The organism is Halorhabdus tiamatea SARL4B (assembly GCF_000470655.1).
In the GTDB taxonomy this organism is placed as follows: Archaea; Halobacteriota; Halobacteria; order Halobacteriales; family Haloarculaceae; genus Halorhabdus; species Halorhabdus tiamatea.
The window spans coordinates 495,153-518,582 of the sequence record NC_021921.1; the positions used below are offsets into that span (position 1 = coordinate 495,153).

The following is a 23,430-nucleotide window of genomic DNA, read 5'->3' on the forward strand; positions in this document are numbered from 1 at the left end:
CGCGAACGAGCGGTTCAGACGATACGGCTCACGTATTGCGGTTTTTCGATCAACAGCCGGACGTAGTCGGGGGCTTTATAATGAAGTAGCGATCCACAGGTCGTGATCGGCAGTCACTCCTCGGTCGATTCAGTCTCGTCCGCTTCGTCCGCCCCGGTTCGCTCGTCCTCGTCCGCTGGCGAGCCGTCACTGACCGCGACCTGTGCCGTCCGGATCACCTTGCCGGCCATCTCGTAGCCTGCGCGGTGAACTTCGGCGATCGTGCCCTCGGGCTGGGCGCTGTCCATCCGCACCAGCACCTCGTGGCGCTCGGGGTCGACCTCGTCGCCGGGTTCGGGTTCGATCGGCGTGACGTTCTCGCGGTCGAGTTCGGTCTCGAACTGCCGAAGGGTAGACTCGACGCCGTCCCGGAGGTCGGCGACGTCGTCCTGGTCGAGTGCGCGCTTGAGGTTGTCCCGGACGTCGAGCAGGCGTTCGACCAGATCCTCGGTCGCGCGTTGTTTCTCGTCCTCGCGCTTTTCCTTCATTCGCTTCTTGTAGTTCTGGAAGTCAGCCTGCTTGCGCTTGAGACGGCTCGTCAGGTCGTCGATCTCCGCGTCTTTCTCGTCGAGTTTCTCTTCGAGATCGGCGAGTGCTGCCTCGAGTTGTTCGATTTCGAGTCGCTGAGCTGCGAGTTCGTCGGCGAGTTCCTCGGCGTCGGTCTCCCGGACAGTTTCGAGCTGGGCTTCGCGGAGGGCTGCGATCTGCTCGTCGGTCCGCTCGCCGTCCGCGTCAGCTCCGGCCGCGCCGGATCCATCCTCGTCCTGCGTGGTCTCGGTCATATCCGATAGATGCTCGTTCGTGGATAAAAGGGTTGAGAAAGCCGGGAGACGAGGCCGGAACTCCCACATTGGGAAGTAAGCTTTAGACCGTCGCGGGCTGATCTCGGATCGTGGAACGCGTCACGCTGCGCTACGAGGACGGGACCATCCGGATCGACGGGCTGGACGCGGAGACGGCCGAGTCTCTCTCGAACGCCGAGCGCGACGAGCGTTCGAAGACCTGGCGAGCTCCAGGATTTCGATACTCGGCGGTCCGTGACGCCATCGAGGCGACGGGCGCGGCCATCGACGACGAGATACTCGACCTCTCCACGCTCGACCTCGATTCGGCCTACGAACTCAGATCATACCAGCAGGAGGCACTCGACGCCTGGCGAGAGGCAGGCGATCGTGGCGTCCTCGAACTCCCGACCGGGAGCGGCAAGACCGTCATCGGCATCGCGGCGATCGAAGCGCTCGGCACGCCGACGCTCGTGGTCGTCCCGACGATCGACTTACTGGAACAGTGGCGTGGGGAGTTACAGCGGGAGTTCGACGTGCCGATCGGCCAACTCGGCGGCGGAACCCAGCGGCTCGAAGCCGTGACCGTCGCCACGTATAAATCGGCGTATCTCCGCGCTGGGGAGATCGGCGATCGTTTCGGCCTCGTCATTTTCGACGAGGTGCATCATCTCGGTGGCGAGGGATACCGCGACATTGCCAGACTGCTCGTCGCACCCGCTCGTCTGGGACTAACCGCGACCTTCGAGCGACCGGACGGCGCGCACGAAATCGTGGCGGACCTGATCGGCGAGGTCGTCTATCGCCTCGACCCCGAGGAACTGGCCGGCGAGCACCTCGCGCCGTACGACGTCAAACGCCTCGAAGTCCCGCTCACCGACGACGAGCGGGCCGCTTACGAACGCGATCAGGAAACCTTCACCGACTACCTCGCCCGATCTGACATCGACATGCAAAGCGGCGCGGACTACCGCCAACTCGTCATCCGCTCGGGGACGGACCCGGCGGCCCGGGAGGCACTCCTCGCCAAGCAACGCGCCCGATCGATCGTCCGGACAGCCGAGCGCAAGGTCGACGTCCTCGCAGAATTGCTCGATCGTCACGCCGACGATCGGGTGCTCGTGTTCACCGCCTCGACCGACTTCGTCTATCGCCTCTCCGAGCGGTTCCTCCGGCCGGCGATCACTCACGAGACGGCGACCGACGAACGCACGGAGATCCTGCGTGGCTTTCGGACCGGGGCCTACTCGACGGTCATCACGGCGAACGTCCTCGACGAGGGGATCGACGTGCCCGACGCGAACGTGGCGATTCTGCTCGCAGGCAGCGGCAGCCAGCGGGAGTTCACCCAGCGGCTGGGCCGGATTCTCCGACCCACTGAGGACGGCGGCCGCGCGCTGCTGTACGAGGTCGTCTGTGCCGATACCGCCGAGGAGCGCGTCGCGAGCCGTCGGCGTTGATCGTCGCTGTGGCCACGTAGAGATCAATAATTTAAGTTAGGAATACAATTATATAGCTATCGGCCCAATGGACTCACATGGTGCCGATCGACCGGGACAACACGAAAGACGACGCTGACGAGAACAGTGAGTCCCCCGGTGACGCCGCCTGGAAAGCACACACGAGTGCGTTCGACCGTGTTCGCTCCGTTGCCCTCTCGATATCCGAACCGCGGCCTGCGGCCTGGATCGCTGAGGACGCACTCGTCGCCGAGAATACCGCCCGTCGACACCTGGAACGCCTCGCAGATCTCCATATCCTCAGTACGGACACGACTGGCGATGCAGTCACGTATTTTCCGGACCCGGTGTACGTCCGCACGCGTGATCTGCGCGAGCTCGTCACCGAATACGATAGAGACGAGCTTGCGGGACTTGCTGGTGATCTCAAAGCAGACGTCGAATCCTGGCGGGACGAATACGACGTGGCTTCCCCGGATGAACTCCGTAGCACGGCGGCTACGGGCGGAACGAGTGCTGCGGAAGCACACGAACGCCGGCGTATCGCGAGTGACTGGGAACTTACGGCGTACCGTCTCTCACTGATCGAAGACGCCCTTTCACGGTACGACGAGTACAGTGAGACGCGGACAGCGACAGTATGAGTTCGCCGCGACGACCGGTTCAGGTTCGCGAATCACTCATCGTCACCGACGGTGGTAACTCAGACGATCTCGGTCAGCAGCGCCACCGCATTCTTCGGGAGCTCCGACGCGAACTCGAACGCCATCCGGCAGTACAGCGAGTCAATGGTAGTCCAGCGGATAGCGTCAGCGAACTCCGTGCAACCCTTGATCCGGGAATCCTCGGTGCCGATGCCGAAGAAGCCACACTCCGGGTCACGTGGTGGCCAATGCCGGACGATCCGGGATACGTGTTCCATTACAGCGACGACACCGGATTCGATTGTGGCTGGCATCGTGAGCCGAATCCACACGTCGACGGGAAGCTACACTATCAGGAACGCTCGTCTGCGGAATCATATCAATACGAATCGGTGTCGTTCTCGGCGGAGACACCCCCTCGAATTCTCTGGACCGTCCTGGATAGGCTTACGGACCGTCTCAGCTGAACATTGCTCCCGTAGCTGAAACGGATCGTCGTCACCACCGGTGGCTTTTCGTCTCCCACCGACGAAGTTTCCTCCGTGCTGAGCAAGGACCTGCTGCGCGTCTCCCGGGCTGGCGGCGGCTACCAGCCTCAGTTCGTCGGCGATGACCAGCGGGACCTCGCAGCGCGGGTAATCGGCGTCTTTCAGGGTCACGTCGGCGAGCGGCGCGAGGACCTCACCGCAGCGTTGACCGACGTAGAACGGGCGGCCGACGACTTCAAACTCGTCCGCGGCTTCGCCAAACTCCTCGAACGCGACGCCACCTTCGAGACGCGAGCCCCACTCCCGCCAGCGCGGACACGCCGGGCGGCCTTCGAGGCCGCCGAATCTGTGGGCGTCGTCACCGAAGACGAACGCAAGCAGGCACTCGGGCAGGCCGCCGATCGCCTGGGGAGCGACCGCGCCGCCGTCGAGTCGTCGCTGTACGCCGATCTCGAGGCGCGACAGATTCTCGCGGAAATCGACCGGGGGTGGACGCCGACAACACTCCTCGAACAGTACAACCTGTCGCTGGCGGGGACGGCGCTGTTCGACGCGACGGCCGTCCGGATCCGCTCGTCTGACCCGAAGGCGCTCGTCAGCGCCGTCAAGCGGTTCGGCTTGTTGTATGAGGTCGACCGGACGGACGACGGGACGCGAGAGCTCCACGTGACCGGGCCAGACGCGCTGTTCGAATCGACGCGCCGATACGGAACTCAGTTCGCCCGACTCCTTCGTAGCGTGGCGAAAACTGCGGAGTGGCGGCTCGAAGCGACCATCGACGACGACGGACGAGAGCGGACGATGACGCTCACTGACGCCGACGTCTCGGTCCCCGACATCGACCCGGTCGTCGAGCCGACCTACGACAGTGACGTCGAGGCCGACTTCGCCACCCGGTTTGGGTCGCTCGATCTGCCCTGGGAACTGCTCCGCGAACCCGAGGCGCTCGAAGCCGGCGCGAGCGTCGCCATCCCCGACTTCGCGTTCGAGTACCGCCACGGTGACTTTCGCGTGTTCTTCGAGATCATGGGCTTTTGGACGCCGGAATACGTCGAGAAGAAACTCGCCCAGTTCGACGCGATCGAAGACGTCGAATTGCTCGTCGCCTACGACGAGAGCCTCGGCGTCGGCGAGGCGATCGAAGCCCGAGACCACCGCGCGATCCCCTACACTGGTTCAGTCCGGGTGAAGGATGTCCGGGACGCGCTCCGGCGCTACGAGACCGATCTCGTTGCCGCGAACGTCGCCGACCTGCCGGCGGAACTCGAACCCGAGGCCGACGTACGCACGCTCGCGGAACTGGCCGAGACTCACGGCGTGAGTCAGGACGCCGTCGAGACGGTCAACTTTCCCGCCCACGAGCGGGTCGGCCGGACGCTGGTTCGACCGTCTGTTCTCGAGGATCTGGCGGGCGAGATTGAAGCGGGGATGACACTTGACGGGGCCGAGACAGTTCTCGACGCGTACGGAATCGACGACGCCAGTGCGGTGCTCTCGTGGCTGGGCTATCGCGTCGAGTGGGAGGGCCTCGGCGGCGGCGTGATCCGCGAGCAGAACTCCGATTGATTGTTACAGCTCGCGTCGCCGGCCTTTCGGCACCTGCGACCGCAACTCGCCGTGGACGTACAGCCCGACGCCGAGGGGTTCGACTTCGCCGGCGAGGTCGTGGGTGACGATCAGGTAGCCCCAGTCGCCGTCCCATTCGAGATCCTGATCCTCACCGGCGACGAACGTCCGGGCCTGCTCGCGGGAGAGGTGGAGCACGTTCGACTCGGCGTGGTCACCGAAGCGCTGGACCGCCTCAAGCGTCGGCTTCCAGTGTTCCTGGCGGGTCCGGAGGAACGTCATCCCCAGTGCTTCGACGTGGACCGGTGACGGAAGGTCACCGTAGAACACCCAGATCTTGCCCGATCCGCGCTCCCAGAACGAATGACTTTCGAAGGTCTCCGGCGAAACGCCAAAGCGCTCCTGCCAGTAGTCGAGGACGTCCTGTCGAGTGGGACGGCCGGCGACTTCTCGTTCGTCGGCCGTCGCCGGCAAGCGGTCGAAGCGGTCGCCGTCGTTCTCACCGAGTTCGGGGCCACCCTCGCTCCCGTCGGTCATGCTGTCACCTCCAACTTCGCGACGAAGAACCCGCCCGTGTCGTTGAGGTGGGGATAGACCCGGTGAGCCTTCTCGACGCTCGAATCGAAGGTCTCGCCGTCCCACGCCGTGACGCCGGGCCGACTTTCGAGCGGGAGATCGACCGAGACGAGCCGGGCTGATGTCTCTTCGAGGGCGAAATCGAGGACGGCCTCGTTCTCCTCGGGGGCGAACGTACACGTCGAGTAGACGACGGTCCCGCCGGGCTCGGTGACCTCGATCGCCCGCCGGAGGATCCCCTTCTGTGCGCTGGCGATGCCGGCGACGTGATCCAGCGACCACTCATCGAGGGTGTCGGGGTTCTTCCGGATCGTCCCCTCACACGAACAGGGAACGTCGACGAGGGCGTGATCGTATTGTGCGCCGTCGAAGGGTTTCAACGAGTGATTCCGGGCGTCCTCGTTGGTGACCGCGAGGTTCGTGACGCCGAGGCGCTCGGCGTTCGACCGGAGCGCCGAGAGCCGGCCGAGGTTGTTGTCCGTCGCCACGATCGTCCCCTCGTCGTGCATCAGCGCGGCGAGCTGGGTCGTCTTGCTTCCCGGGGCAGCCGTAGCGTCCCAGACGCGGTCGCCCGGGCTGGGGTCCAACACGACTGGCGGCAACGCCGAGACTTCCTCCTGGCCGTGGAGCCAGCCCTGGACGTACGGCCAGTTCGATCCGGGGCTATCGTCGGGCAAACGCAGCAGTCCGTCGTGCCACTCGACTGCCTCGTAGGCGATCCCCTCGGTCTCCAGGGCTGCTTTCGCCCGTTCGACGGTCGTCTTGAGCGTGTTGACTCGGACGACCGACGGCAGCGGCCGACGGCAGGCTGACCGGAACGCGGCGGGGTCCTCGAGGAGCGACTCGTAACGCGCCAGTACGTCCATGGGCGGCGTTGGTCGTGGGCTCGTTAGTCGGTTTCGACCGTGGTTTCGACGGCGGCCCTTCGGCGGCGATCCGTCGGCGGCTGGAGGGCGACCTGTCGGCGACCGGGGACCGACCCGTCGGAGACCGGGGACCGACCCGTCGGAGACCGGGACCGACCCGTCGGCTGGCCACTACGTTTTTGCCCCGAAAGAGTGAATAGGTACCATGGCACAGATATCGGTCCACGAACCGGACGTCGCACTCTCCGACCCGACGCTCGTCGAGGGGCTCCCGGGCGTCGGCCTGGTCGGGAAGATCACTGCCGATCACCTCGTCGAAACCTTCGAGATGACCCACTACGCGACCTGTCACTGCGAGGGGCTCCCCGACATCGCAATCTACCACGAGAACGACCCAGATATCACCGGGGCAGTCCGGCTGTACGCCGACTCGGACCGCGATCTCCTCGTCCTCCAGAGCGATGTCCCGGTCTCGCCGAACGCCGCCGAGGAGTTCGCGGGGTGTCTCACCGGCTGGATCCGCGAGCACGATGCCCTACCGCTCTATCTCAGCGGCCGACCCACCGACCCTGACGACGACCGGGCGACCTACGGCGTCGCGACGGGTGAGGCCGGTGATATCCTGGCTGCCCACGACATCGCTCCGCCGGACGAACGAGGCGCGATCAGCGGCCCGACCGGCGCGTTGCTCTACGAGGCGAGCCGACAGGACGTCGACGCGCTCGGCGTGATCGTCGAGGCGTCGGGGCGGTTCCCCGACCCCGCCGCCGCAAAGACGCTCATCGAGACGGCGATCGAGCCGATCACCGGCCTCACGGTCGAGACCGACACGTTGCTCGAACAGGCCGAGGAGATCCGGGCGACCCGCCAGCAACTCGCCCGCCGGATGCAACAGGCCCAGGAAGAGAGTTCGAAGGCCGAACCCGTCGGGATGTATCAGTAGCGCGTTCCCAGCGACTGGGGCCGACGCCAGCGGTCTCGAAGCGTTTTTCGGCGACTGGTCCGAACCTGGTCGAACACTGTGATCGACGCACTACTGACGGGACTGGTGGGGTCGCTGTTCGGGCTGGCGCTGGCCGCGCCACCCGGACCGATGAACGCCGTCATCGCAGAAGAGAGCGTCGTGGGCGGGTTCCGGGCCGGCGTCACCGCCGGTCTGGGAGCGATGATCGCCGACGCGACCTTCTTCGTCCTCTCGGTGCTCGGTGTCGTCGCTATCGTCCAGGAAGCGACGCTCCTCCAGGGGACGATGGTGGGGATCGGTGGTGTCTTGATGCTGTATTTCGCCGCCGATGCCGTCCGGGAGATCGATCAGACGTTCATCGCGTTCGACGAGGGGACGCCGAGTGCCGACGACAGCGGCGATCGACCGCGCACACGCGGCTTCCGGCGGGCGTTCGTGCTCGCGCTCACGAACCCCTATCAGATCATCTTCTGGCTGACTGTCGGCGTCGGCCTGCTCACGCCGGGGACGGTCGACGTCCTCGCCCAGACGCCCTACGTCGGCGACCAGCTCGCGGGCCTGGTCGTCGTCCGAACGGGCGAGCCGATCCTGCTGGTCGGCCTCTTTGCGGGCATCGCTGTCTGGATCGTCGGGTTCCCGGCGACACTCGTGGGTGCGGGTCGACGGATCGATCGCTTCGCGCCGGTCGTGGCCGGACTCAGTGCGCTCTTCCTGGCTGGGTTCGGCGTGTTTTTCCTCTACGACGCACTGTCGACGCTCGGCCTGGTCGGCTAACTCACCGCCAGACGCTCCCAGATTGTGACAGCGAACTGCTGTTCAGGTTTCGCTTTCGGCGTCGACCACTGCGAGTTCCTCTTCGAGCCACTCCCTGAACCACCGGGCACGCTTGAGCCGGCGGTGGAGGTACGCCTCGGCGGTGTCACTTTCGATGCGCTCGCGGGCGTCCTGACCCCGCTCGGTGACGCGCTCGACCATCTCGGGGGCGTCGACGTGCGACCGCGACTCGTAGCCCATGCGCAGGAGGAGGAGTGCCGTCCCGTTGGCCCCGACTTTGTCGAGGACGTCGGCCTCGATGAGACACCGGGTCTCTAAAGGCAGGTCGGTGAGGTCGCCCTGATATGAGTGGTCCTCGATCGCGGCGACGACCTGTTCGACGAACGACGGCGGGTAGTCGCTGTGCGTGTCGAGGAACTCCTTGGCGATGCGTGCCCCGGCCGCGGCGTGTTCGTCCTGCTCGGCTTCGAGTTTCGCCACGTCGTGAAAGAGTGCAGCGACGCGCGTGACTTCGACGTCAGCCCCCTCCTCACGAGCGATGTCCGTCGCGAGGTCGACCACGTTGAGGATGTGGTTGAACCGGTACTCCGCCGAGTGCCAGGGGTACCACCGCATCCGGCCGCCGGCCTGTTCGTTCTCGACGCTGGCCTCGAGATAGTCGTGGACGAACCGCTTCATCTCCTCGAACTCCGCCGTAGACACTGGCGACTCCCGGATTTCAACACCCACAGAACCACCCCCAAATGTCGCGTGTTTCGGTCATCTTGCATAAAAAGAAGCGGCTGTGACTCTTTAGCGTTACGACACCGACAGGACTGCGTCGCCGCGCCATCACGGCCGTCCACCACCAGTCTTGTCAACAGGAGAGACAGACGTGTTCTGAAGGTGTGTCGGTCCGGCGAGTAACTGTTGCAGACGCCGGTTGGCTTAAGTTGACACGCGAGAGATTGCGTAGCATGAACGTTCGGACTGCGACTCCAGCCGATACACCGTCGATCCGCGACGTCGCCAGACGGTCGCTCCAGGCGTCTTACACGCTCAGCCCCCAGACGATCACGACCGGGATCGAGGAATGGTACGGCGAGGCACAACTCGAGAAGAGCCTCGACTCGGACGATCGACTCTTGCTGGTCGTGGAGGTCGACGACCAGGTCGTGGCGTTCTCGGAGAGCACGCTGACGGCCGGTCGCCCGTGGGTCGTCGACGAGAGCGACCGCGGGCGGGACGCGATGTTGCTGTGGCTCCACGTCGATCCGGACTACCGTGGAGAGGGGGTCGCGGGCACGTTGTTCGAGGAGACCATGGATCGACTCCGGGAGGCGGGTGCGTCGGCGATTCAAGGGCGCGTACTGGCGAACAATCAGGACGGCACCGGTTTCTTCGAGTCGAAGGGCTTCGAGCGAGTCGGTCGCACCGAGATCGAGATCGGCGGGCGCAACCAGATCGAATACCGCTACATCGCCGAACAGACCGGCCTCGAACCCCTAGAATCCAGTGGGGAGACGGTCTACGTCGACCACGACGAGTCCGAACGTGGGTCGACAGCGCCGTTTCACATCGTCTATACCGACGACGGACGGGAGAACCGCTACGGCTACTACTGTGACAACTGCGGGGAACTCGCCAACGCCATGGACGCGATGGGCCGCATCGAGTGTGACTCCTGTGGCAACCGACGCAAGCCGACCCGGTGGGACGCTGCCTACATGTGAGCAGGACGGCGTAGTCCGATCGTTCGTCGGTGTGGGACGGCGGCGGCCATGCCGACCCCCAGGTTAATGACCGTTCCAGACGGAGGATCGGACATGCGATTTGGTATCCTGAGTACGGCCGGCATTGCACGTAACGCCGTGATCCCGGCGATCGAACGAAGCGAACACGAGGTGACGGCTATCGCCTCGCGAGATGCAGACCGTGCAGAGACCGTGGCCTCGGAGCTGGGGATTCCCAACGCCTACGGGAGCTACGACGAGATGCTCGCGGACGCGCCGATCGACGCCGTCTACAACCCGCTCCCGAACGCCTTGCACGCCGAGTGGACGATACGCGCGGCCGACGCCGGCCACGACGTCCTGTGTGAGAAGCCGATCGGCGTCGACGCCGAGCAAGCCCGGGAGATGTACGACTACTGCGACCGCCACGACGTGACGCTGATGGAGGCGTTCATGTATCGGTTCCATCCCCGGACCGAGCGGGCCGCCGAAGTCGTCGCCGAGAACCTGGAGAACGTCCGTGCCGGGTCGGCGACGTTCACGTTCTCCCTCCGGGGGAACCCCGACGACATCAGACTCGATCCGGACCTCGCCGGCGGGTCGCTGATGGATCTGGGGTGTTATGCGGTGAGTGCGATGCGGCTGTTCCTGGGCGAGCCCGAGCGTGTGTACGCAAAGAGTGTGGATACCCGCGACGCCGGCGTCGACAGTCAGTTGACCGGTATCCTGGAGTTCGAGTCGGGTGCGACCGCCCGGATTCAGTCCGGTTTCGATACGCCCTTCGCCGAGTCCTACCGCGTCGAAGCCGAGAACGGGTGGTTGGAAGCCGAGAACGTCTTCGGGGCCGACCCGGACCAGCCCGTCGAAATCGAGTACGAGGTCGGCGGGCGACACGTGACCGAGGCGTTCGATCCCGTCGACCCCTACCAGCGCGAGGTCGAACACTTCGCCGACGCCGTCGAATCGGGGTCGACGCCCCGGATCGACGGGACGGAGTCGGCCCACAACATGGCCGTCATCGACGCGCTATATGAGAGTGCCAAGCGGGGAGAGCCGGTATCACTCTCCTAGCGGTCGAGTTGTCGGTACCGGTGTCGGCCTGTCGCTGTCGAGGGACGCTCCATTGCCGAGTCAGCCCCTTCTACGGTTATACATCATGACCATAATAATTATATACGAATGTTTTTATCCAACAGTCACCAACGGAGAATTACGATGAGTCGAGACACCGGGCCGGCCAGGGAGAACGTCACGGGTCGGAAGTCAGTGCTTCACTGTGGAAACTGTGAGCACGACAGCCACGTGAATGGCGACTGGGTCCTCCACGAGCGCCGCGGATCAGGGTCAGTATGGTACCAGTGCCCCGATTGCGGGCACGCTGTCTCGGTCCGGCCGATGGACACCCTCGAGAAATCGCGCTTTCCCGCGCCGCTGTCGACGACGACGTCACGAAGGGCGTTGACCGACGCGGCCAAGACGAATCAATCGGCCCTCTGGGGGGACGTCTGGCAGAATTATCGGGACGTCGCGACCACGTGGCTGTCACCGTGGAGCGACGACTACGAAGCCAAAGCTGACTGACAGCGACCGGTGGAGACCACGGTTGTCAGGGTGACACGACGACCGGGATCGCCACGCGGTTACTGCTTTCGACACCTGCGAGGCGGGCCAGTCATCGTTCCTCGAGGAGCGCGAGGAACTCGGCGATCCACTCGGGATGATCGGGCCAGGCCTGTGCAGTTACCAGATTGTCGTCCCGGACAACCCCGTCGACCCACGAACATCCCGCGGCTTCGACCTCGGCGCGGACGGCTGGATAGGCCGTCATCTCGTAGCCCTCGAGGACGCCGGCTGCCGCGAGGATCTGGGGGCCGTGACAGATCGAGGCCACCGGCTTCCCGGCCTCGAAGAAGTGCCGGACTGCCTCGATCACTTCGTCGTAGCCACGGAGGTACTCGGGAGCCCGGCCACCGGGAACCACCAGTCCGTCGTACTCGGTCGGGTCGACGTCGGCCATCGTCGCTGTCAACTCGAAGTCGTGACCGCGCTCCTCCAGATAAGTCTGGTCGCCGCGGAAATCGTGGATCGCGGTCTTGATCGTTTCACCGGTCTCTTTCTCCGGGCAGACGGCGTCGACCTCGTGGCCCATGGCCTGCAAGGTCTGAAACGGGACCATGATCTCGTAGTCCTCTCCGAAGTCACCGACGATCATCAGGAGTCGCTTGCCTGTCATTGTATATCAGTCTCGGTTGCGCAGTATTGATGACGATTGTTGGTTAAATAAAACTTCGGCGTGCGATCGGGAAGACGCGACTGCAGGTCACCGGCGACGTCGGTCCCAACGCGATCCGGCGATCTCGGTGAGCAGGATGCCCACAACGCCGGCGACTGCGGCGATACCCACCGCGAGAGCGGGCGCGAGCGTCGGATACCGGCTGGCGACCAGTGCGAGAACCACGAGCGGGACCGCGACCAGCGCGATCGCCGCGCCGAAGACGGCGAATCGAGCCACGTCGAACAGCAGTGCCGTCGCCGACAGGCCAGCCACCGTCGCCGAAACACCGAAGACGTAGACCGCGACCGCCGGCAAGAGGAAGACCCCGATAGCTAACTCGCCCACGGGGAACCAGACGGCCGCAACGGCGAGGACGACGAGTCCGCCGGGGATCCCAAGCGCGAGGAAGGCCAGCAACTTCCCCCGGAAGAGTCGACGGGGCGCGAGCGGATAGCGGTCGAACTCCGCGGCGTCGTCGAACTGGGTGACCCAGGCGTACGTCGTGAACGTCCCCAGGCCGAGCAACGACCCGAACGCGATCCCGGGCGCGAGTTCGAGCCTCCCTGCGTCGGCGACCGCCACCAGAAGCCAGCCGGTGATTGTGCCGAACAGCGACAGCGAGAACAGCACCTTCCAGACCGACCCACTCGAGCGAGCTACCTCCCGGAGCGTTCGTCCGGCGACGCCAAATCCGACTGGCAACGGCGGAATTCGGGACGCCGTCTCGCTCGTCTCGATCGGCTCGAAGACGGCCAGCGCGATCACCCCGGCGAGGACGATCACCACGAGCACACCCAGGAGGCTCGTGACGGTCGGATCGCCGTAGAGGCCCGCCGGCGTGAACGTGATCGGATCGACGTTCGCGAAAACGACGACGGCGGCGAGGCCAGCCACACCGCCGAGCAGGGCGATCACTGATCTCGTAGCCACGGCGATCACCGCCAGACTGACCGTCACGCCCATCGCGAACGCGAGAACGAGCGTCACCCAGAGCAGTCCGACGTCGAGAAGGCTTCCGCCCCGAAAGAGGGCTCGCGCGGCGTCAGCGAGCGCGATTGGGGCGAGGATCAGGCCGGCGTAGTACAGCAGGTCTTTCAGGAGGAACGTCGCGAGGACGCGTCGCCAGGAGACCGGTAGCGACCGGGCGCTCCCGACGAGCAGCGAGACGTCCCCGAGGACGTTGCGCATCGCGTCCCGGCCGACCAGCCCGATCGTCCCGACCTGCAGGCCCAGGAAGGCGACCACCGCATGTAATCCGCCGACGACGGTCCCGCGGGCGACGCCGAGTTCGGCGAGCAGCGTCAGGCCAGCGGCTCCGAGGACGAACATGACAGCCGGGAACGCCGCGAAGCGCCGGCCGCCGAACAGCCGGGCGTGTAGCCGCCACTCCTCTCTGAGCATCGCGGCGAGCAGGTTCACGGGTCGGGCTCCCCCTCCGGGGCCGCTTCCGGCCCGATCGCCGCCGTTGGGCCGTCCGCACCGTCGCCCACGCCCGTGGCCACGTCGCCCCCATCGACGGTGTCTAAGAAGTACGACAGGAGGTCCTCGTCGTCGAACGCGCCCGTCGCCTGCGTCCCGCGAAGGTGACCGTCGTCCAGGATGGCGACCCGGTCACAGAGGTCCGCGGCGACGTCGACGAAGTGCGTCGACAGAAAGAGGGTGTTGCCCTCCTCGCAGTACGCCCTGAGTTCGCGTTTGACCCGCTCCTGGAGGATCGGATCGAGATTCACGAGCGGTTCGTCGATGAACACCAGGTCGGGATCGTGGACGAACGTCGCCCCGAGCATCACGCGCTGGCGCTGGCCCTCAGAGAGGTCCGCCGAGACGGTGTCGAGCGTCTCGGTAAACTCGAGACGGTCGGCCCACCGCTCGATCCGTTCCGTGACGTCCTCGAGGTCGCGCACCTCGCCGACAAACTGGAGATACTCCCGCGGCGTGAGAAAGCTCGGCGGGTCTTCCCGTTCGGGGAGAATTCCGACGGCAGCCCGAACTTCGCGCGGGTTTGCGACGGGATCGATCCCGAGGACGCGCGCGGACCCGGAGTCGGGTGTTCGCTGGCCGGTCAACAGTTCGATCGTCGTGGTCTTGCCCGACCCGTTCGGCCCGAGCAACCCGAAGAGCGACCCCGACTCGACCGTGAGCGAGAGGTCGTCGAGTGCGGTGAGCTCGCCGTACCGTTTGGTAAGCCCGGCTGTCTCGATCGCCGTCACGGCAGGCGCGCCCCCTCGGTGGTGATGTCCGTCCAGCCGGCGAACCGATCCGTCTCCGAGCCGCCACTGTCGTGCATAGTGCCCGTGGGAGGGCCAAATCCCTTAGCTGTTTGGCTACGGGACCGAACTGTTTTCCCCCACCCGGGACGAGAGACGGTTATGAGTCGGTTACGGCGTGTCCATTATTATCTCGGTGCCTTCGCCGCCGTGACGGTCCTCTATACGATCGCCTACGGGGCCGGGATGGCGGTATTCGAGGGTGCCTCCCGGACACTCACCGAGTCCCTGCTGGTCGTCGTCCAGTCGTTCACGACCACGGGCTACGGCGAGGACGCCACCGCCTGGACCACGCCCCAGATGCGGCTCCTCGCGATCGCGATGCAGGTGACGGGTGTCTTCTTCGTGTTCATGGCCCTGCCGCTGTTTATCGCGCCCTGGATCGAACAGCGACTGACGACGACTGTTCCGTCCTCGGTCGACGAGATCGACGATCACGTCGTCATCTGTGGGTACACGCCGCGGACGGAGATGCTGATCGACGAGTTGCGGATGCTCGAGGCGGCCTACGTCGTGATCGAACCGGATCGAGATGCGGCGACCGATTACTACGAAGAAGGCATTACCGTCGTCCACGGCGATCCCGAGTCGACGGACTCGCTGGCCGCGGCCGGCATCGAGAGCGCGCGTGCACTCGTCGCCGACGTCGACGACGAGATCAACGCGTCGATCGCGCTCGCGGTCGGCCAACTCGCCCCAGAGACGCGGACGATCACGTTCGTCGAAGACGCGACGCTGGCCGATTATCACCGGTACGCCGGGGCCGATCAGGTCTTCACCCCACGCCACCTGATCGGCGAGAGTCTCGCCCAGAAGGCCACGACGACCGTCACCGACGACGTCACCGACGCCGTCGAGATCGGTGACGACCTCGAGATCGTCGAGATCCCGATCGAAGCGGGTAGCGACCTCGTCGGGACCACTATCCGGGAGAGCCACATTCGCGAGCGAACCGGGGCCAACGTCATCGGCGCGTGGTTCCGCGGCCAGTTCGTGAGTTCGCCCTCACCCGACGATCGCATCGACGCCAGGACAGTCCTGCTGGTCGCCGGCCGTGAGGCACAACTCCACCGCTTTCAGGAACTCGCCCGCGCGGAGGCACGCCGACAGCGGCGTGGCCCCGTCCTCATCTGCGGGTACGGCGAAGTGGGATCGACAGTCAAACAGCAGGTCGTCAAAGCGGGGTTGCCGGTGACGGTCATCGACCTCGTCGAGAAGCCAGGGGTCGACGTCGTCGGCGATGCGACCGACCCCGAGACGTTAAAAGAGGCCAACATCGACGAGGCGAGTTCGGTCGTCCTGGCGCTGCCCGAGGACACCACGGCGGTGTTCGCGTCGCTGGTCGTCCGCCAGCTCCAGCCCGACGTCGAAGTGATCGTCCGGGCCAACGAGACGGGCAACGTCCAGAAGCTCTATCGCGCCGGGGCCGATTACGTCCTCGCGCTGGCGACCGTCAGCGGCCGGATGCTCGCCGCGACGATCTTCGGCGAGGACGTCATCACCTTCGATCAGGGCGTCGAAGTCGTCCGACTCCCTGTCGGGGCCCTCGCCGGCCGGACGATCGCCTCGGCGGACGTCAGAGCCAAAACCGGGTGTACGGTCATCGCGATCCAGCGAGACGGCGAACTGATCGTCGACTTCGATCCGACATTTTCCTTCCAGTCGGGCGACGAAGTGATCGTGACCGGACCGGACGACCGCGTCAACGCGTTCGCGGCGTTACTCGAGTGAGACTCGTCTGCAAACGTCTTCGCGACGGTCACTCCGGGGTTTCCCGGTGCCCGATCGCCAACTGCAGGCGCTTGGCGACAGCATCCCTGAGTCGATCGGCCCGGTCGGCGTCGATGTCGGCCGCTACGGCGTCCTCGCCCACGAGACTGCTCGATCCCGCCGTATCGATCACGACTGACGCCAGTTTCCGGCGTCGCTGGAAGACCGTCCGTGAAGAGAGAACAGTCTGGACGCGGTAGGTCGGGACGACCGTGATCCGGCGCGACCAGAACCCGTTCCGGGTCAGGACGTACTCCTCGCCCAGATAATAGCCGCGATGACGCCACTTGAGGTGGGCTGCGACGGGCGCAAACGGGAGGATAGCCGCTGTCAGGTACCACGGCCCCGAGACGTCGGGGTGGAACGTGACTGCGAACGTGCCCGCGATCACGACGAGGGCGACCAGGAGATACCTGACGGCGTAGCGCTCACGCGCCCGTTTCGGCGGTCGCTCGAAGGTCACGTCGCCGAACGGTTCGATCGACTGGGCGAGTTCGAACACGCGGTCGCGCTCGGCGATCGGAACGGCCGACTGGGAGCGAGCGCCAGAGCCCTGGCCCGGCGCGTAGCCCGCCGTCTCGATCGTCAGACTCGCGTACCCGAGCAGCCGAGCCAGCACGTTCTCGCGGATCGAAACCGTCTGGACCTTCTCGATCGGGATCGACCCGCTGTATCGCTGGAGCAGGCCACGTTCGTAGCGGTACTCGTCGCCGTAGGCACCCAACTGGAAATCGTAGTACTGCAACATCGAGACGACGCCGCTGACGATCGCCAGGGCGACGATCGTTCCGAGTCCGACGAGCGGCCCGATCAGAAAGAACGACCCGACGTCAGGGAGCGTGCTGGCGATCGCCGTCGGCCCGAAGACTGACAACCCAACCAGGACGAGCGGGACGAGTCGGAAGTCCATCGACACGATCCCGAGGATCCCGAGTTCGCGGGGAGAGATCGCAAACAGGGATTCGGACTCCCGCTCGGTGGTGGTCGCCTCCTCGCCCGCGTCCGTGCGCTTTCGCCGTCCGACTTCCGCCTGTAGTCGCTCGGCTTCCGTCCGGTTTACGTACTTCAGTTGGGCCTCCGTCTGGCCGCCGCCGGCGGTCTCGAGGCGGACCTCGGCGATACCGAGCAGTCGCTGGATCACGTTCTGTCTCACGTCGACGTTCTGGATCCGTCGATAGGGGATCTCCCGATCGCGACGCGAGAAGACCCCTGACTCGATGTCGAAGGTATCCTCGGTGAGTTCGTAGGTGAATCGTCGAAAGTAGGCGACGTTCCAGCCGGCGACCAGCGCGATCCCGAGGACCGCGATGGCGAGGAAGATCCCGGCTCCTTGCAGCAAATTCCCGCCGGAACCGCCGGAGCCGGCGACACCAGCGACGACGATAGCACCCCCGATCTGGGTGCTGTTCTCGGCGATCCGATAGGGGATCGAGAGTGGGTCGAGTCGCATGGTCAGACGGCGTCGTCCCCGGTCGATTCCTTCGCGAGCAGTTTCAGACGATCCTGGAGGTCCTCGGCGTCGTCGGGTGTCAACCCGGCGATCGTGACGTCTGCCCCCCGGGACCCGGCGGTGTAGACCACCAGCGACGAGAGGCCGAGCAGTCGGTCGATCGGCCCGCGATTCGTGTCGATATGCTGCACCCGGACGAACGGGACGACGGTCTTGACGTGGGTGATCACGCCACGCTCGAGGGAGAGGGCGTCCTCGCGTACTTCGTAGCGCCAGGAACGATACAGCAACAGGACGTGCCCGATCCCCAGTATCGCGACGAGGAGGCCGACGCCGACGCCGGGGAGCGGCCCCCACTCGAGGACGAACACGCTGATCGCGCCCACGACGGCACCGACGACAGCCGCTACCGCCAGCACTCGGAATGCCCATTTCCACCGGATCGTCGCCTCGATCGTTCGGGGCTCGGTCAGGAGCGCTTCGCTGTCCATCTCGCGGTGTGTCGGGGATCCACTCTCGTCGCCGGAATGGCTCGCCTGTCGGTCGCCGCCGGTCACCGCCTCGCCCGGATCGCCCTCCGGTTCGGACGGTGCCAGCGAGTCTCGGGATGGCGAATCGTCGTCGGTCATGACACCACCGTCCGACGGGGAGCGGCTTAACGGTACTGTTGGACTCCGGGTGTGTCGTCCCAGGTCACTGTGTCGAGGCGGCCGTAGTGACAGTCACCGATGAAGACAGGACAGTTAGGGCGACATCGCCGATCAATCCACCGACGTGCTGGTCAACGCCGCCGGCACCGGTCTGTGGAGTGGGTCGGACGTGGCTGGCGCGCTCCGTCGGGCCGCCGAAGACATCAACGCGAACGGATGAGGTGGTCGTCACCGGCGAACCAACCCTTATTGGGGCGGCGACCGACGTATTGAACATGGCAGATGTCATCGTCGCCGGCGGCGGTCCCGCCGGCCTGAGTGCCGCACTGTTCACCGCGAAAAACGACCTCGAGACGCTCGTCTTCGACACCGACGAGACCTGGATGCACAAGGCCCACCTGTTCAACTACCTGGGCATCGACTCGATGGACGGCAGCGAGTTCATGGACGTCTCCCGCGAGCAAGTCGAGGCGTTCGGCGTCGATCTCAGTCAGGGAGAGGAGGTCACCGCCGTCGAAGAGACCGGCGATGGATTCACCGTCGAGACCGACGACGGCGAGTACGCCGCCGACTACGTCGTCCTGGCGACCGGGGCCGACCGCTCGCTCGCGACGGAACTCGGGTGTGCGACCACCGAGGAGGGTATCGTCGACGTCGGCGTCGACATGGAGACCAGCGTCGAAGACGCCTACGCGACCGGGGCGATGGTCCGGGCCGAGGAGTGGCAGGCAGTCATCGCCGCCGGCGACGGCGCGGCGGCCGCACTCAACATCCTCTCGAAGGAGAAAGGCGAGCACTACCACGACTTCGACGTGCCCGCTGACGCGGAGTAATCGAGTCCTCGAATTGACTGACGACACCGACTACTCGATCTGATCGACCACATCGACTGCTCCATCTGATCGACCGCGGAGGTCGATCGGATTTTTCGTCTTCGACCGCTACAGCCACGGCTGTCCCGACGAACGGTCAGGAAAACGGCCAGACAGTGCGGCGAGTGGCTCAGGCGAGCGGCTCGACGAGGTCTTCGAGGGCGGCACGCGGATCGTCGGCCTTGGCGACGCCGCTCGCGAGGAGGACGCCCGTCGCGCCGAGTTCGCCCGCGGACTCGACGTCGTCGCCGGTCGAGATGCCGGCTCCACAGTATACTTCGACGTCTTCGTCGACGGCCTCGGCGGCCTCGACGGCGTCGGTCACGATGTCGGGGTCGCCCGTCGCGACGGAGACGTCGCCGCCGATGAGTTCCGGCGGTTCGACGGCGACCGAGTCAGGGCCCAGCGCCGTCACGGCCCCGATCTGTGCGGGGTTGTTCGCACACACGCAGGTTTCGAGGTCGGCGCGTTCGGCGGCCTGGACCGAGCCGTCGATGTCTGCGAGTTTGAGCCGGTTCTCGGAGTGGTTGATCAGCGTTCCCTCCGCCCCGGCCTCGGCGACCGTCTCGGCGAGCGTGTGGCCGGTGTTCGACCCGTACTCGATGGGGTCGACGTGCTGGGCCCACGTCTCGACGCCGGTCTCGGCGACGCGAGCGAGGTCTGCGTCCTGGGCGGCGACACCGATGCGGACGCCGGACTCCTCGCTGACTTCCTTTGCGGCCTGGGCGACCTCGACAGGGTCACACGGGTACGTCTTGAGATTGACGAGAACGAACATTGCATCTATGAGTTCTCAGACCGGATGAAAATAGGTTTCGAAGCCACTCGCCTGTGGCCGCGTCCGGTCTCGAACCAGTGGGGATTAAGACACTCCTGAGTGAAGTTGACCGCAACTACCGTGACTGACGAATCTGAACGGACGACGGTACTCGTCGTCGAGGACGAACAGCACCTCGCCGACCTCTACGGCGAATACCTTCCCGACCGCTACGACGTCCGGACGGCCTACAACGGGGCTGACGCGCTCGAGGTACTCGACCAGTCGGTCGACGTCGTGTTACTGGACCGGCGGATGCCCGTCATGTCCGGCAACGAAGTCCTCGCCGCCATCGAGAATCGCGACGTCGAGGTTCGGGTCGCGATGGTGACGGCCGTCGACCCCGACTTCGACATCATCGACCTCGGCGTCGACGACTACGTCGTCAAACCGGTCAGCAAGGACACCCTCGTCGGCGTCGTCGAACGCCTCGAGACAGTCGCCGAATACAACGACCAACAGAAACGACTCACGGCGAAGAAACTCAAACGAAACGTCCTCGAAGTCGAGAAACCCCAGCCGGAACTCGAGGCCAGCAAACGCTTCAGCGAACTCCAGGCGGAGATCGACTCGCTCGAATCCGAAGTACAGGCCCTCGAAACGGAGATCACGGAATCGCGGATCGAACGGTGATCGGCGGTCGCGACGACGGCCCGCTCAGGAGTCTTTCCGTTCGACGACGTCTCCGAGCGTGTACTCGCCGACTGCCGAACCGCCCTCCCAGTCGGCGTCCTCGTCCGCGCCGCTGCTCTCGGTGAGGGTAATGTCGAGCGCCCGTTCGAGTTTCGTCTGGACGTCGTCACTCGGGAGGTGGTCGCCGTGTTCGAGTTTTCTGATGAGACTGGCCTTCTCGTTGAGTTGATCGGCGAGGTCTTCCTGACTCATGTCGGCCGCCTCACGCGCCGAACGAATCCGCTGATCGAAGTCCGGAACGAGTTCGTCCATCTCGTCGAACATGTCTCGGCGACTGCCACCCGAAGAACCCCCCGCGCCACCGGAGCTGGTCGACCCGGAACTGCTCGAACCGCTCGAACCGCCCGAATCCGTCGAGTACTTCGTGGACGTGCTCGACTGCTCTTGGGTCCGAACCTTCGTGCCGAACTCGGCACACTCATCACAGACCTGCAACTCTGCACCCTCCACTTTGACGGTGTTGGGTGCGCTCGTCTCGGCCCCGCACATCTCACATTGAACCATGTGAGTCCCTTACCCGCCCCACGGCATAAATCGCACGCCAGTCGCTCGTCGTCCTCTCTGAAAAACGCCAGAGCCCCTCAGGACAGATCGCCCATCGCGTAGTAAAACCGCTGGAGAGCGGTGAAGTGTCCGACGACGGCGAAGACGACGAGCACCCAGCCAACGACGGAGAGTCCGTAGATCGAGTCTGGATAGAACGCGGCGATGCCACCGACGACGCCCATGAGTGCCAGTCGGTCGGCCCGGCCCAGCAGGCCGCCGTAGACGCGATCGAGCCCGACGGCCTGGGCCTGGGTTCCGAGGTAGGACGTCATCAACACGCCAGTGACGGCTGCGATGCCGAGATCCCAGCGGCCGATCCCCGCAGCCAGCCCGATCACCAGCAGGAGATCGGCGTAGCGGTCGAAGACGTGATCCAGCAGGTCGCCGGCGGCCGAATCGGTCGCGAGTTCCCGGGCGAGCGCGCCGTCGAGGAGGTCGAGCCAGCCGTTGACGAACACGAGGAGCGCGCCGACGAGGTACCAGCGGGAGTTCGAATCGCCGACCGCAAACGCGCCCGCTGCGCCGCCGGCCACGACCAGCGCGACGACGCTGACGGCGTTGGGCGTCAGTCCCAGCCGTCGCGCGCCCGTCACGAACGGCGTGATGAGCCGATCGGTCACCGGACGAAGTTGATCCAGTGTCATAGGTACTCGACGTAGGAAACCGTTCCCGCGCTCGGGTCACGGTCGCCGGCGATCACTGCCTCGATCTCCTCGGCGACCGCCCCGGGCGACCGGTCGGTCGTCTCGATCTCGTAGACGCTGTCGATCCCCTGTCGATCGACGGCCTCGGTGAGGATCACGTCCAGCACCTCGCTTTCGGCGTTCTCTCGGGCGCTCTCGGGAGATTCGCCGCGCTCCGTGAGTCGCTGCTCGATCGTCTCGGGGTGACACCGCAGGACGATCACCCGATCTACGGGGACGTGGTGGGCAAGGTGACTCTCGACGAGGACGTCCTCGCGACCGTCGAGCCATCGTTCGACGGCGTCGAGGTCCGCGATCGTCGAGCCGCGCTCGTCGTCGACGCCCTGGGTGAACCCCTCGCGTTCGATCACTTCGTTGAGGTGGATGACGCCGAGGTCAGTCTCGACGTGCTCGCTCGCAGTCGTCTTGCCCGTCCCTGGCGTCCCGGTCACGGCGACGCGCACGTTAGCACACCTCGTTGATCGTCTCGACGGCCCGTTTCGTCTCCTCGCGGGTGCCACAGGTAACTCTGATGTGTTCGGGCAGGCCGAAACTCGAGCAGTCCCGGACGATCACGCCGCGTTCCTTGCTCTCCTGGGCGACCCGGCTGGCGTCGCCGACCGCCACGAGGACGAAGTTCCCGCCACTCTCGTAGGTCTTCGCGTCGAGTTCGTCGTGATAGTACTCGCGACTCCACTCGACGAGGTCGGTGATCGCCTCGACGTGCTCGTCGTCCTCCAGGGCGGCGAGGCCGGCCCGGCAAGCGATCTCACTCGCCGCGAAGGGCGTGTTGATCCGGTCGTAGGCGTCGGCCCACGCACGCGGCGTGATGGCGTATCCAAGCCGGAGGCCGGCCAGCCCATAGGCCTTCGAAAACGTCCGGACGACGGCGACGTCGTCACGGTTCTCGAGGAGTTCGACGGCGCTCGGCGCGTCGTTGAACTCGCCGTAGGCCTCGTCGACGACCACCAGCGTCTCCTCGCCGGTTCGCTCGGCGATCGCCTCGATTTCGTCGAGCGAGACCGTCGATCCAGTCGGATTGTGTGGGCTGGTAAGATAGACCATGCGCTCGCCGTCGTAGGCTGCCAGAACGCGATCCGGGGACTGGGCGAACCCGTCGTCCTCGGCGAGCGGGTAGGTGTGGACTTCGCCGTGGTGATATCGGACGCTCATGGCGTGATACGTGAAGTCCGGATCGGGAACCAGGACCGCGTCACCGGGTTCGAGCATGGCGCGGGCGAGGTAATCCATCGCGCCGTCGCCGCCGTTGGCGAGCCAGATCTGGGCGGGATCGACGTCCCACCGCTCGGCGAGCGCGTCGCCGAGGTCTGCGTGGGAGGCTTTGGGATAGGAGTGAAGCGTTTCGGCGTGCTCGCGGATCGCGTCGACGGCCTTCGGACTCGGGCCGAGGGCGTTCTCGTTCGAGGAGAGTTTGATCAACTCGGCTGGGTCGACGCCGAGTTCGCGGGCCGTCTCTTCGATCCCCCGACCCGCTCGATAGATCGTCTGTCCCGACAGGTCCCGTGTGTCCATACC

At 65.4% G+C, this 23,430-nt stretch carries 26 protein-coding genes; 12 read left to right on the forward strand and 14 right to left on the reverse strand.

Annotated features, from left to right (window positions below):
* Positions 1–113: 113 nt before the first annotated feature.
* Entirely contained in the window at positions 114–821 is a 708-nt protein-coding gene (grpE, locus tag HTIA_RS02560) for a nucleotide exchange factor GrpE (RefSeq protein ID WP_008527346.1), read from the reverse strand.
* A gap of 110 nt (positions 822–931) precedes the next feature.
* Here grpE and HTIA_RS02565 point away from each other — a divergent pair, with 110 nt between their 5' ends.
* From HTIA_RS02565 to HTIA_RS02580, 4 genes are all read left to right on the forward strand, one after another.
* On the forward strand, positions 932–2,281 hold the full coding sequence (locus tag HTIA_RS02565) for a DEAD/DEAH box helicase (protein WP_008527345.1): 1,350 nt from the start codon (positions 932–934) through the stop codon (positions 2,279–2,281).
* A 77-nt stretch (positions 2,282–2,358) separates the two neighbouring features.
* The gene (locus tag HTIA_RS02570; protein ID WP_008527344.1) at positions 2,359–2,925 is read left to right on the forward strand and encodes a DUF7342 family protein; all 567 of its coding nucleotides are present in this window, start codon (positions 2,359–2,361) and stop codon (positions 2,923–2,925) included.
* The gene (locus tag HTIA_RS15645; protein ID WP_008527343.1) at positions 2,922–3,392 is read left to right on the forward strand and encodes a hypothetical protein; all 471 of its coding nucleotides are present in this window, start codon (positions 2,922–2,924) and stop codon (positions 3,390–3,392) included. Before HTIA_RS02570 ends, HTIA_RS15645 begins: the two co-directional genes overlap by 4 nt.
* A 75-nt stretch (positions 3,393–3,467) precedes the next feature.
* Positions 3,468–4,979, forward strand: a complete 1,512-nt coding sequence (locus HTIA_RS02580; RefSeq protein ID WP_008527342.1) for a DUF790 family protein — start codon at positions 3,468–3,470, stop codon at positions 4,977–4,979.
* Positions 4,980–4,982: 3 nt separating this feature from the next.
* Here the strand turns inward: HTIA_RS02580 and HTIA_RS02585 are convergent, their stop codons facing one another.
* Both HTIA_RS02585 and HTIA_RS02590 read right to left on the reverse strand, forming a co-directional pair.
* On the reverse strand, positions 4,983–5,516 hold the full coding sequence (locus HTIA_RS02585; protein WP_008527340.1) for a DUF7122 family protein: 534 nt from the start codon (positions 5,514–5,516) through the stop codon (positions 4,983–4,985).
* A complete protein-coding gene (locus tag HTIA_RS02590) occupies positions 5,513–6,421 on the reverse strand; it encodes an RsmB/NOP family class I SAM-dependent RNA methyltransferase (protein ID WP_008527339.1) in 909 nt (302 codons plus the stop codon). Before HTIA_RS02590 ends, HTIA_RS02585 begins: the two co-directional genes overlap by 4 nt.
* A 205-nt stretch (positions 6,422–6,626) precedes the next feature.
* Between HTIA_RS02590 and HTIA_RS02595 the strand changes: the two genes are divergently transcribed.
* Both HTIA_RS02595 and HTIA_RS02600 read left to right on the forward strand, forming a co-directional pair.
* On the forward strand, positions 6,627–7,364 hold the full coding sequence (locus HTIA_RS02595) for a proteasome assembly chaperone family protein (RefSeq protein WP_020935983.1): 738 nt from the start codon (positions 6,627–6,629) through the stop codon (positions 7,362–7,364).
* A 114-nt stretch (positions 7,365–7,478) separates the two neighbouring features.
* Positions 7,479–8,159 (forward strand): LysE family translocator, encoded by a 681-nt coding sequence (locus tag HTIA_RS02600; RefSeq protein WP_044950882.1) that lies wholly within the window; start codon positions 7,479–7,481, stop codon positions 8,157–8,159.
* Between the two features lie 42 nt (positions 8,160–8,201).
* Here the strand turns inward: HTIA_RS02600 and HTIA_RS02605 are convergent, their stop codons facing one another.
* Positions 8,202–8,888, reverse strand: coding sequence for an HD domain-containing protein (locus HTIA_RS02605; protein ID WP_008527332.1), 687 nt, complete (start codon positions 8,886–8,888; stop codon positions 8,202–8,204).
* 227 nt (positions 8,889–9,115) lie between these two features.
* Here HTIA_RS02605 and HTIA_RS02610 point away from each other — a divergent pair, with 227 nt between their 5' ends.
* The 3 genes from HTIA_RS02610 (at position 9,116) to HTIA_RS16940 (ending at position 11,452) form a co-directional block, all read left to right on the forward strand.
* The gene (locus HTIA_RS02610) at positions 9,116–9,871 is read left to right on the forward strand and encodes a GNAT family N-acetyltransferase (protein ID WP_008527329.1); all 756 of its coding nucleotides are present in this window, start codon (positions 9,116–9,118) and stop codon (positions 9,869–9,871) included.
* Positions 9,872–9,964: 93 nt separating this feature from the next.
* Positions 9,965–10,942, forward strand: coding sequence for a Gfo/Idh/MocA family protein (locus HTIA_RS02615; protein ID WP_021029278.1), 978 nt, complete (start codon positions 9,965–9,967; stop codon positions 10,940–10,942).
* Between the two features lie 144 nt (positions 10,943–11,086).
* Positions 11,087–11,452 (forward strand): hypothetical protein, encoded by a 366-nt coding sequence (locus HTIA_RS16940; protein ID WP_021029277.1) that lies wholly within the window; start codon positions 11,087–11,089, stop codon positions 11,450–11,452.
* Between the two features lie 91 nt (positions 11,453–11,543).
* Here the strand turns inward: HTIA_RS16940 and HTIA_RS02625 are convergent, their stop codons facing one another.
* The 3 genes from HTIA_RS02625 to HTIA_RS02635 form a co-directional block, all read right to left on the reverse strand.
* Complete coding sequence (locus tag HTIA_RS02625) at positions 11,544–12,104, reverse strand: DJ-1/PfpI family protein (protein ID WP_008527324.1); 561 nt, start codon at positions 12,102–12,104, stop codon at positions 11,544–11,546.
* 87 nt (positions 12,105–12,191) lie between these two features.
* On the reverse strand, positions 12,192–13,565 hold the full coding sequence (locus tag HTIA_RS02630) for a hypothetical protein (protein WP_008527321.1): 1,374 nt from the start codon (positions 13,563–13,565) through the stop codon (positions 12,192–12,194).
* On the reverse strand, positions 13,562–14,356 hold the full coding sequence (locus tag HTIA_RS02635) for an ABC transporter ATP-binding protein (RefSeq protein WP_008527320.1): 795 nt from the start codon (positions 14,354–14,356) through the stop codon (positions 13,562–13,564). The genes HTIA_RS02630 and HTIA_RS02635 overlap by 4 nt, the downstream gene beginning before the upstream one ends.
* Positions 14,357–14,515: 159 nt before the next feature.
* Between HTIA_RS02635 and HTIA_RS02640 the strand changes: the two genes are divergently transcribed.
* Positions 14,516–16,144 carry a potassium channel family protein gene (locus tag HTIA_RS02640; RefSeq protein ID WP_008527319.1) on the forward strand — a complete coding sequence of 543 codons (1,629 nt, stop codon included), beginning with the start codon at positions 14,516–14,518 and terminating at the stop codon, positions 16,142–16,144.
* A 28-nt stretch (positions 16,145–16,172) separates the two neighbouring features.
* On the opposite strand, the gene HTIA_RS02645 is transcribed toward HTIA_RS02640, so the two are convergent.
* Positions 16,173–17,633 carry a PH domain-containing protein gene (locus HTIA_RS02645; protein WP_008527318.1) on the reverse strand — a complete coding sequence of 487 codons (1,461 nt, stop codon included), beginning with the start codon at positions 17,631–17,633 and terminating at the stop codon, positions 16,173–16,175.
* Between the two features lie 2 nt (positions 17,634–17,635).
* Positions 17,636–18,124 (reverse strand): PH domain-containing protein, encoded by a 489-nt coding sequence (locus HTIA_RS02650; protein ID WP_148290973.1) that lies wholly within the window; start codon positions 18,122–18,124, stop codon positions 17,636–17,638.
* Between the two features lie 434 nt (positions 18,125–18,558).
* Between HTIA_RS02650 and HTIA_RS02655 the strand changes: the two genes are divergently transcribed.
* On the forward strand, positions 18,559–19,116 hold the full coding sequence (locus HTIA_RS02655) for an NAD(P)/FAD-dependent oxidoreductase (protein WP_008527315.1): 558 nt from the start codon (positions 18,559–18,561) through the stop codon (positions 19,114–19,116).
* 169 nt (positions 19,117–19,285) lie between these two features.
* On the opposite strand, the gene tpiA is transcribed toward HTIA_RS02655, so the two are convergent.
* Positions 19,286–19,933, reverse strand: a complete 648-nt coding sequence (gene tpiA / locus HTIA_RS02660; protein WP_008527314.1) for a triose-phosphate isomerase — start codon at positions 19,931–19,933, stop codon at positions 19,286–19,288.
* Positions 19,934–20,053: 120 nt separating this feature from the next.
* Between tpiA and HTIA_RS02665 the strand changes: the two genes are divergently transcribed.
* The gene (locus HTIA_RS02665; protein ID WP_008527312.1) at positions 20,054–20,605 is read left to right on the forward strand and encodes a response regulator; all 552 of its coding nucleotides are present in this window, start codon (positions 20,054–20,056) and stop codon (positions 20,603–20,605) included.
* Between the two features lie 24 nt (positions 20,606–20,629).
* Here the strand turns inward: HTIA_RS02665 and HTIA_RS02670 are convergent, their stop codons facing one another.
* From HTIA_RS02670 to hisC, 4 genes are all read right to left on the reverse strand, one after another.
* Positions 20,630–21,169, reverse strand: a complete 540-nt coding sequence (locus HTIA_RS02670) for a multiprotein bridging factor aMBF1 (RefSeq protein ID WP_008527309.1) — start codon at positions 21,167–21,169, stop codon at positions 20,630–20,632.
* Between the two features lie 77 nt (positions 21,170–21,246).
* The gene (locus tag HTIA_RS02675) at positions 21,247–21,855 is read right to left on the reverse strand and encodes a CDP-alcohol phosphatidyltransferase family protein (RefSeq protein ID WP_008527308.1); all 609 of its coding nucleotides are present in this window, start codon (positions 21,853–21,855) and stop codon (positions 21,247–21,249) included.
* Complete coding sequence (locus tag HTIA_RS02680) at positions 21,852–22,358, reverse strand: adenylate kinase family protein (RefSeq protein ID WP_008527306.1); 507 nt, start codon at positions 22,356–22,358, stop codon at positions 21,852–21,854. Before HTIA_RS02680 ends, HTIA_RS02675 begins: the two co-directional genes overlap by 4 nt.
* 1 nt (position 22,359) lies before the next feature.
* A complete protein-coding gene (gene hisC, locus HTIA_RS02685; protein ID WP_008527304.1) occupies positions 22,360–23,427 on the reverse strand; it encodes a histidinol-phosphate transaminase in 1,068 nt (355 codons plus the stop codon).
* Positions 23,428–23,430: the final 3 nt, after the last annotated feature.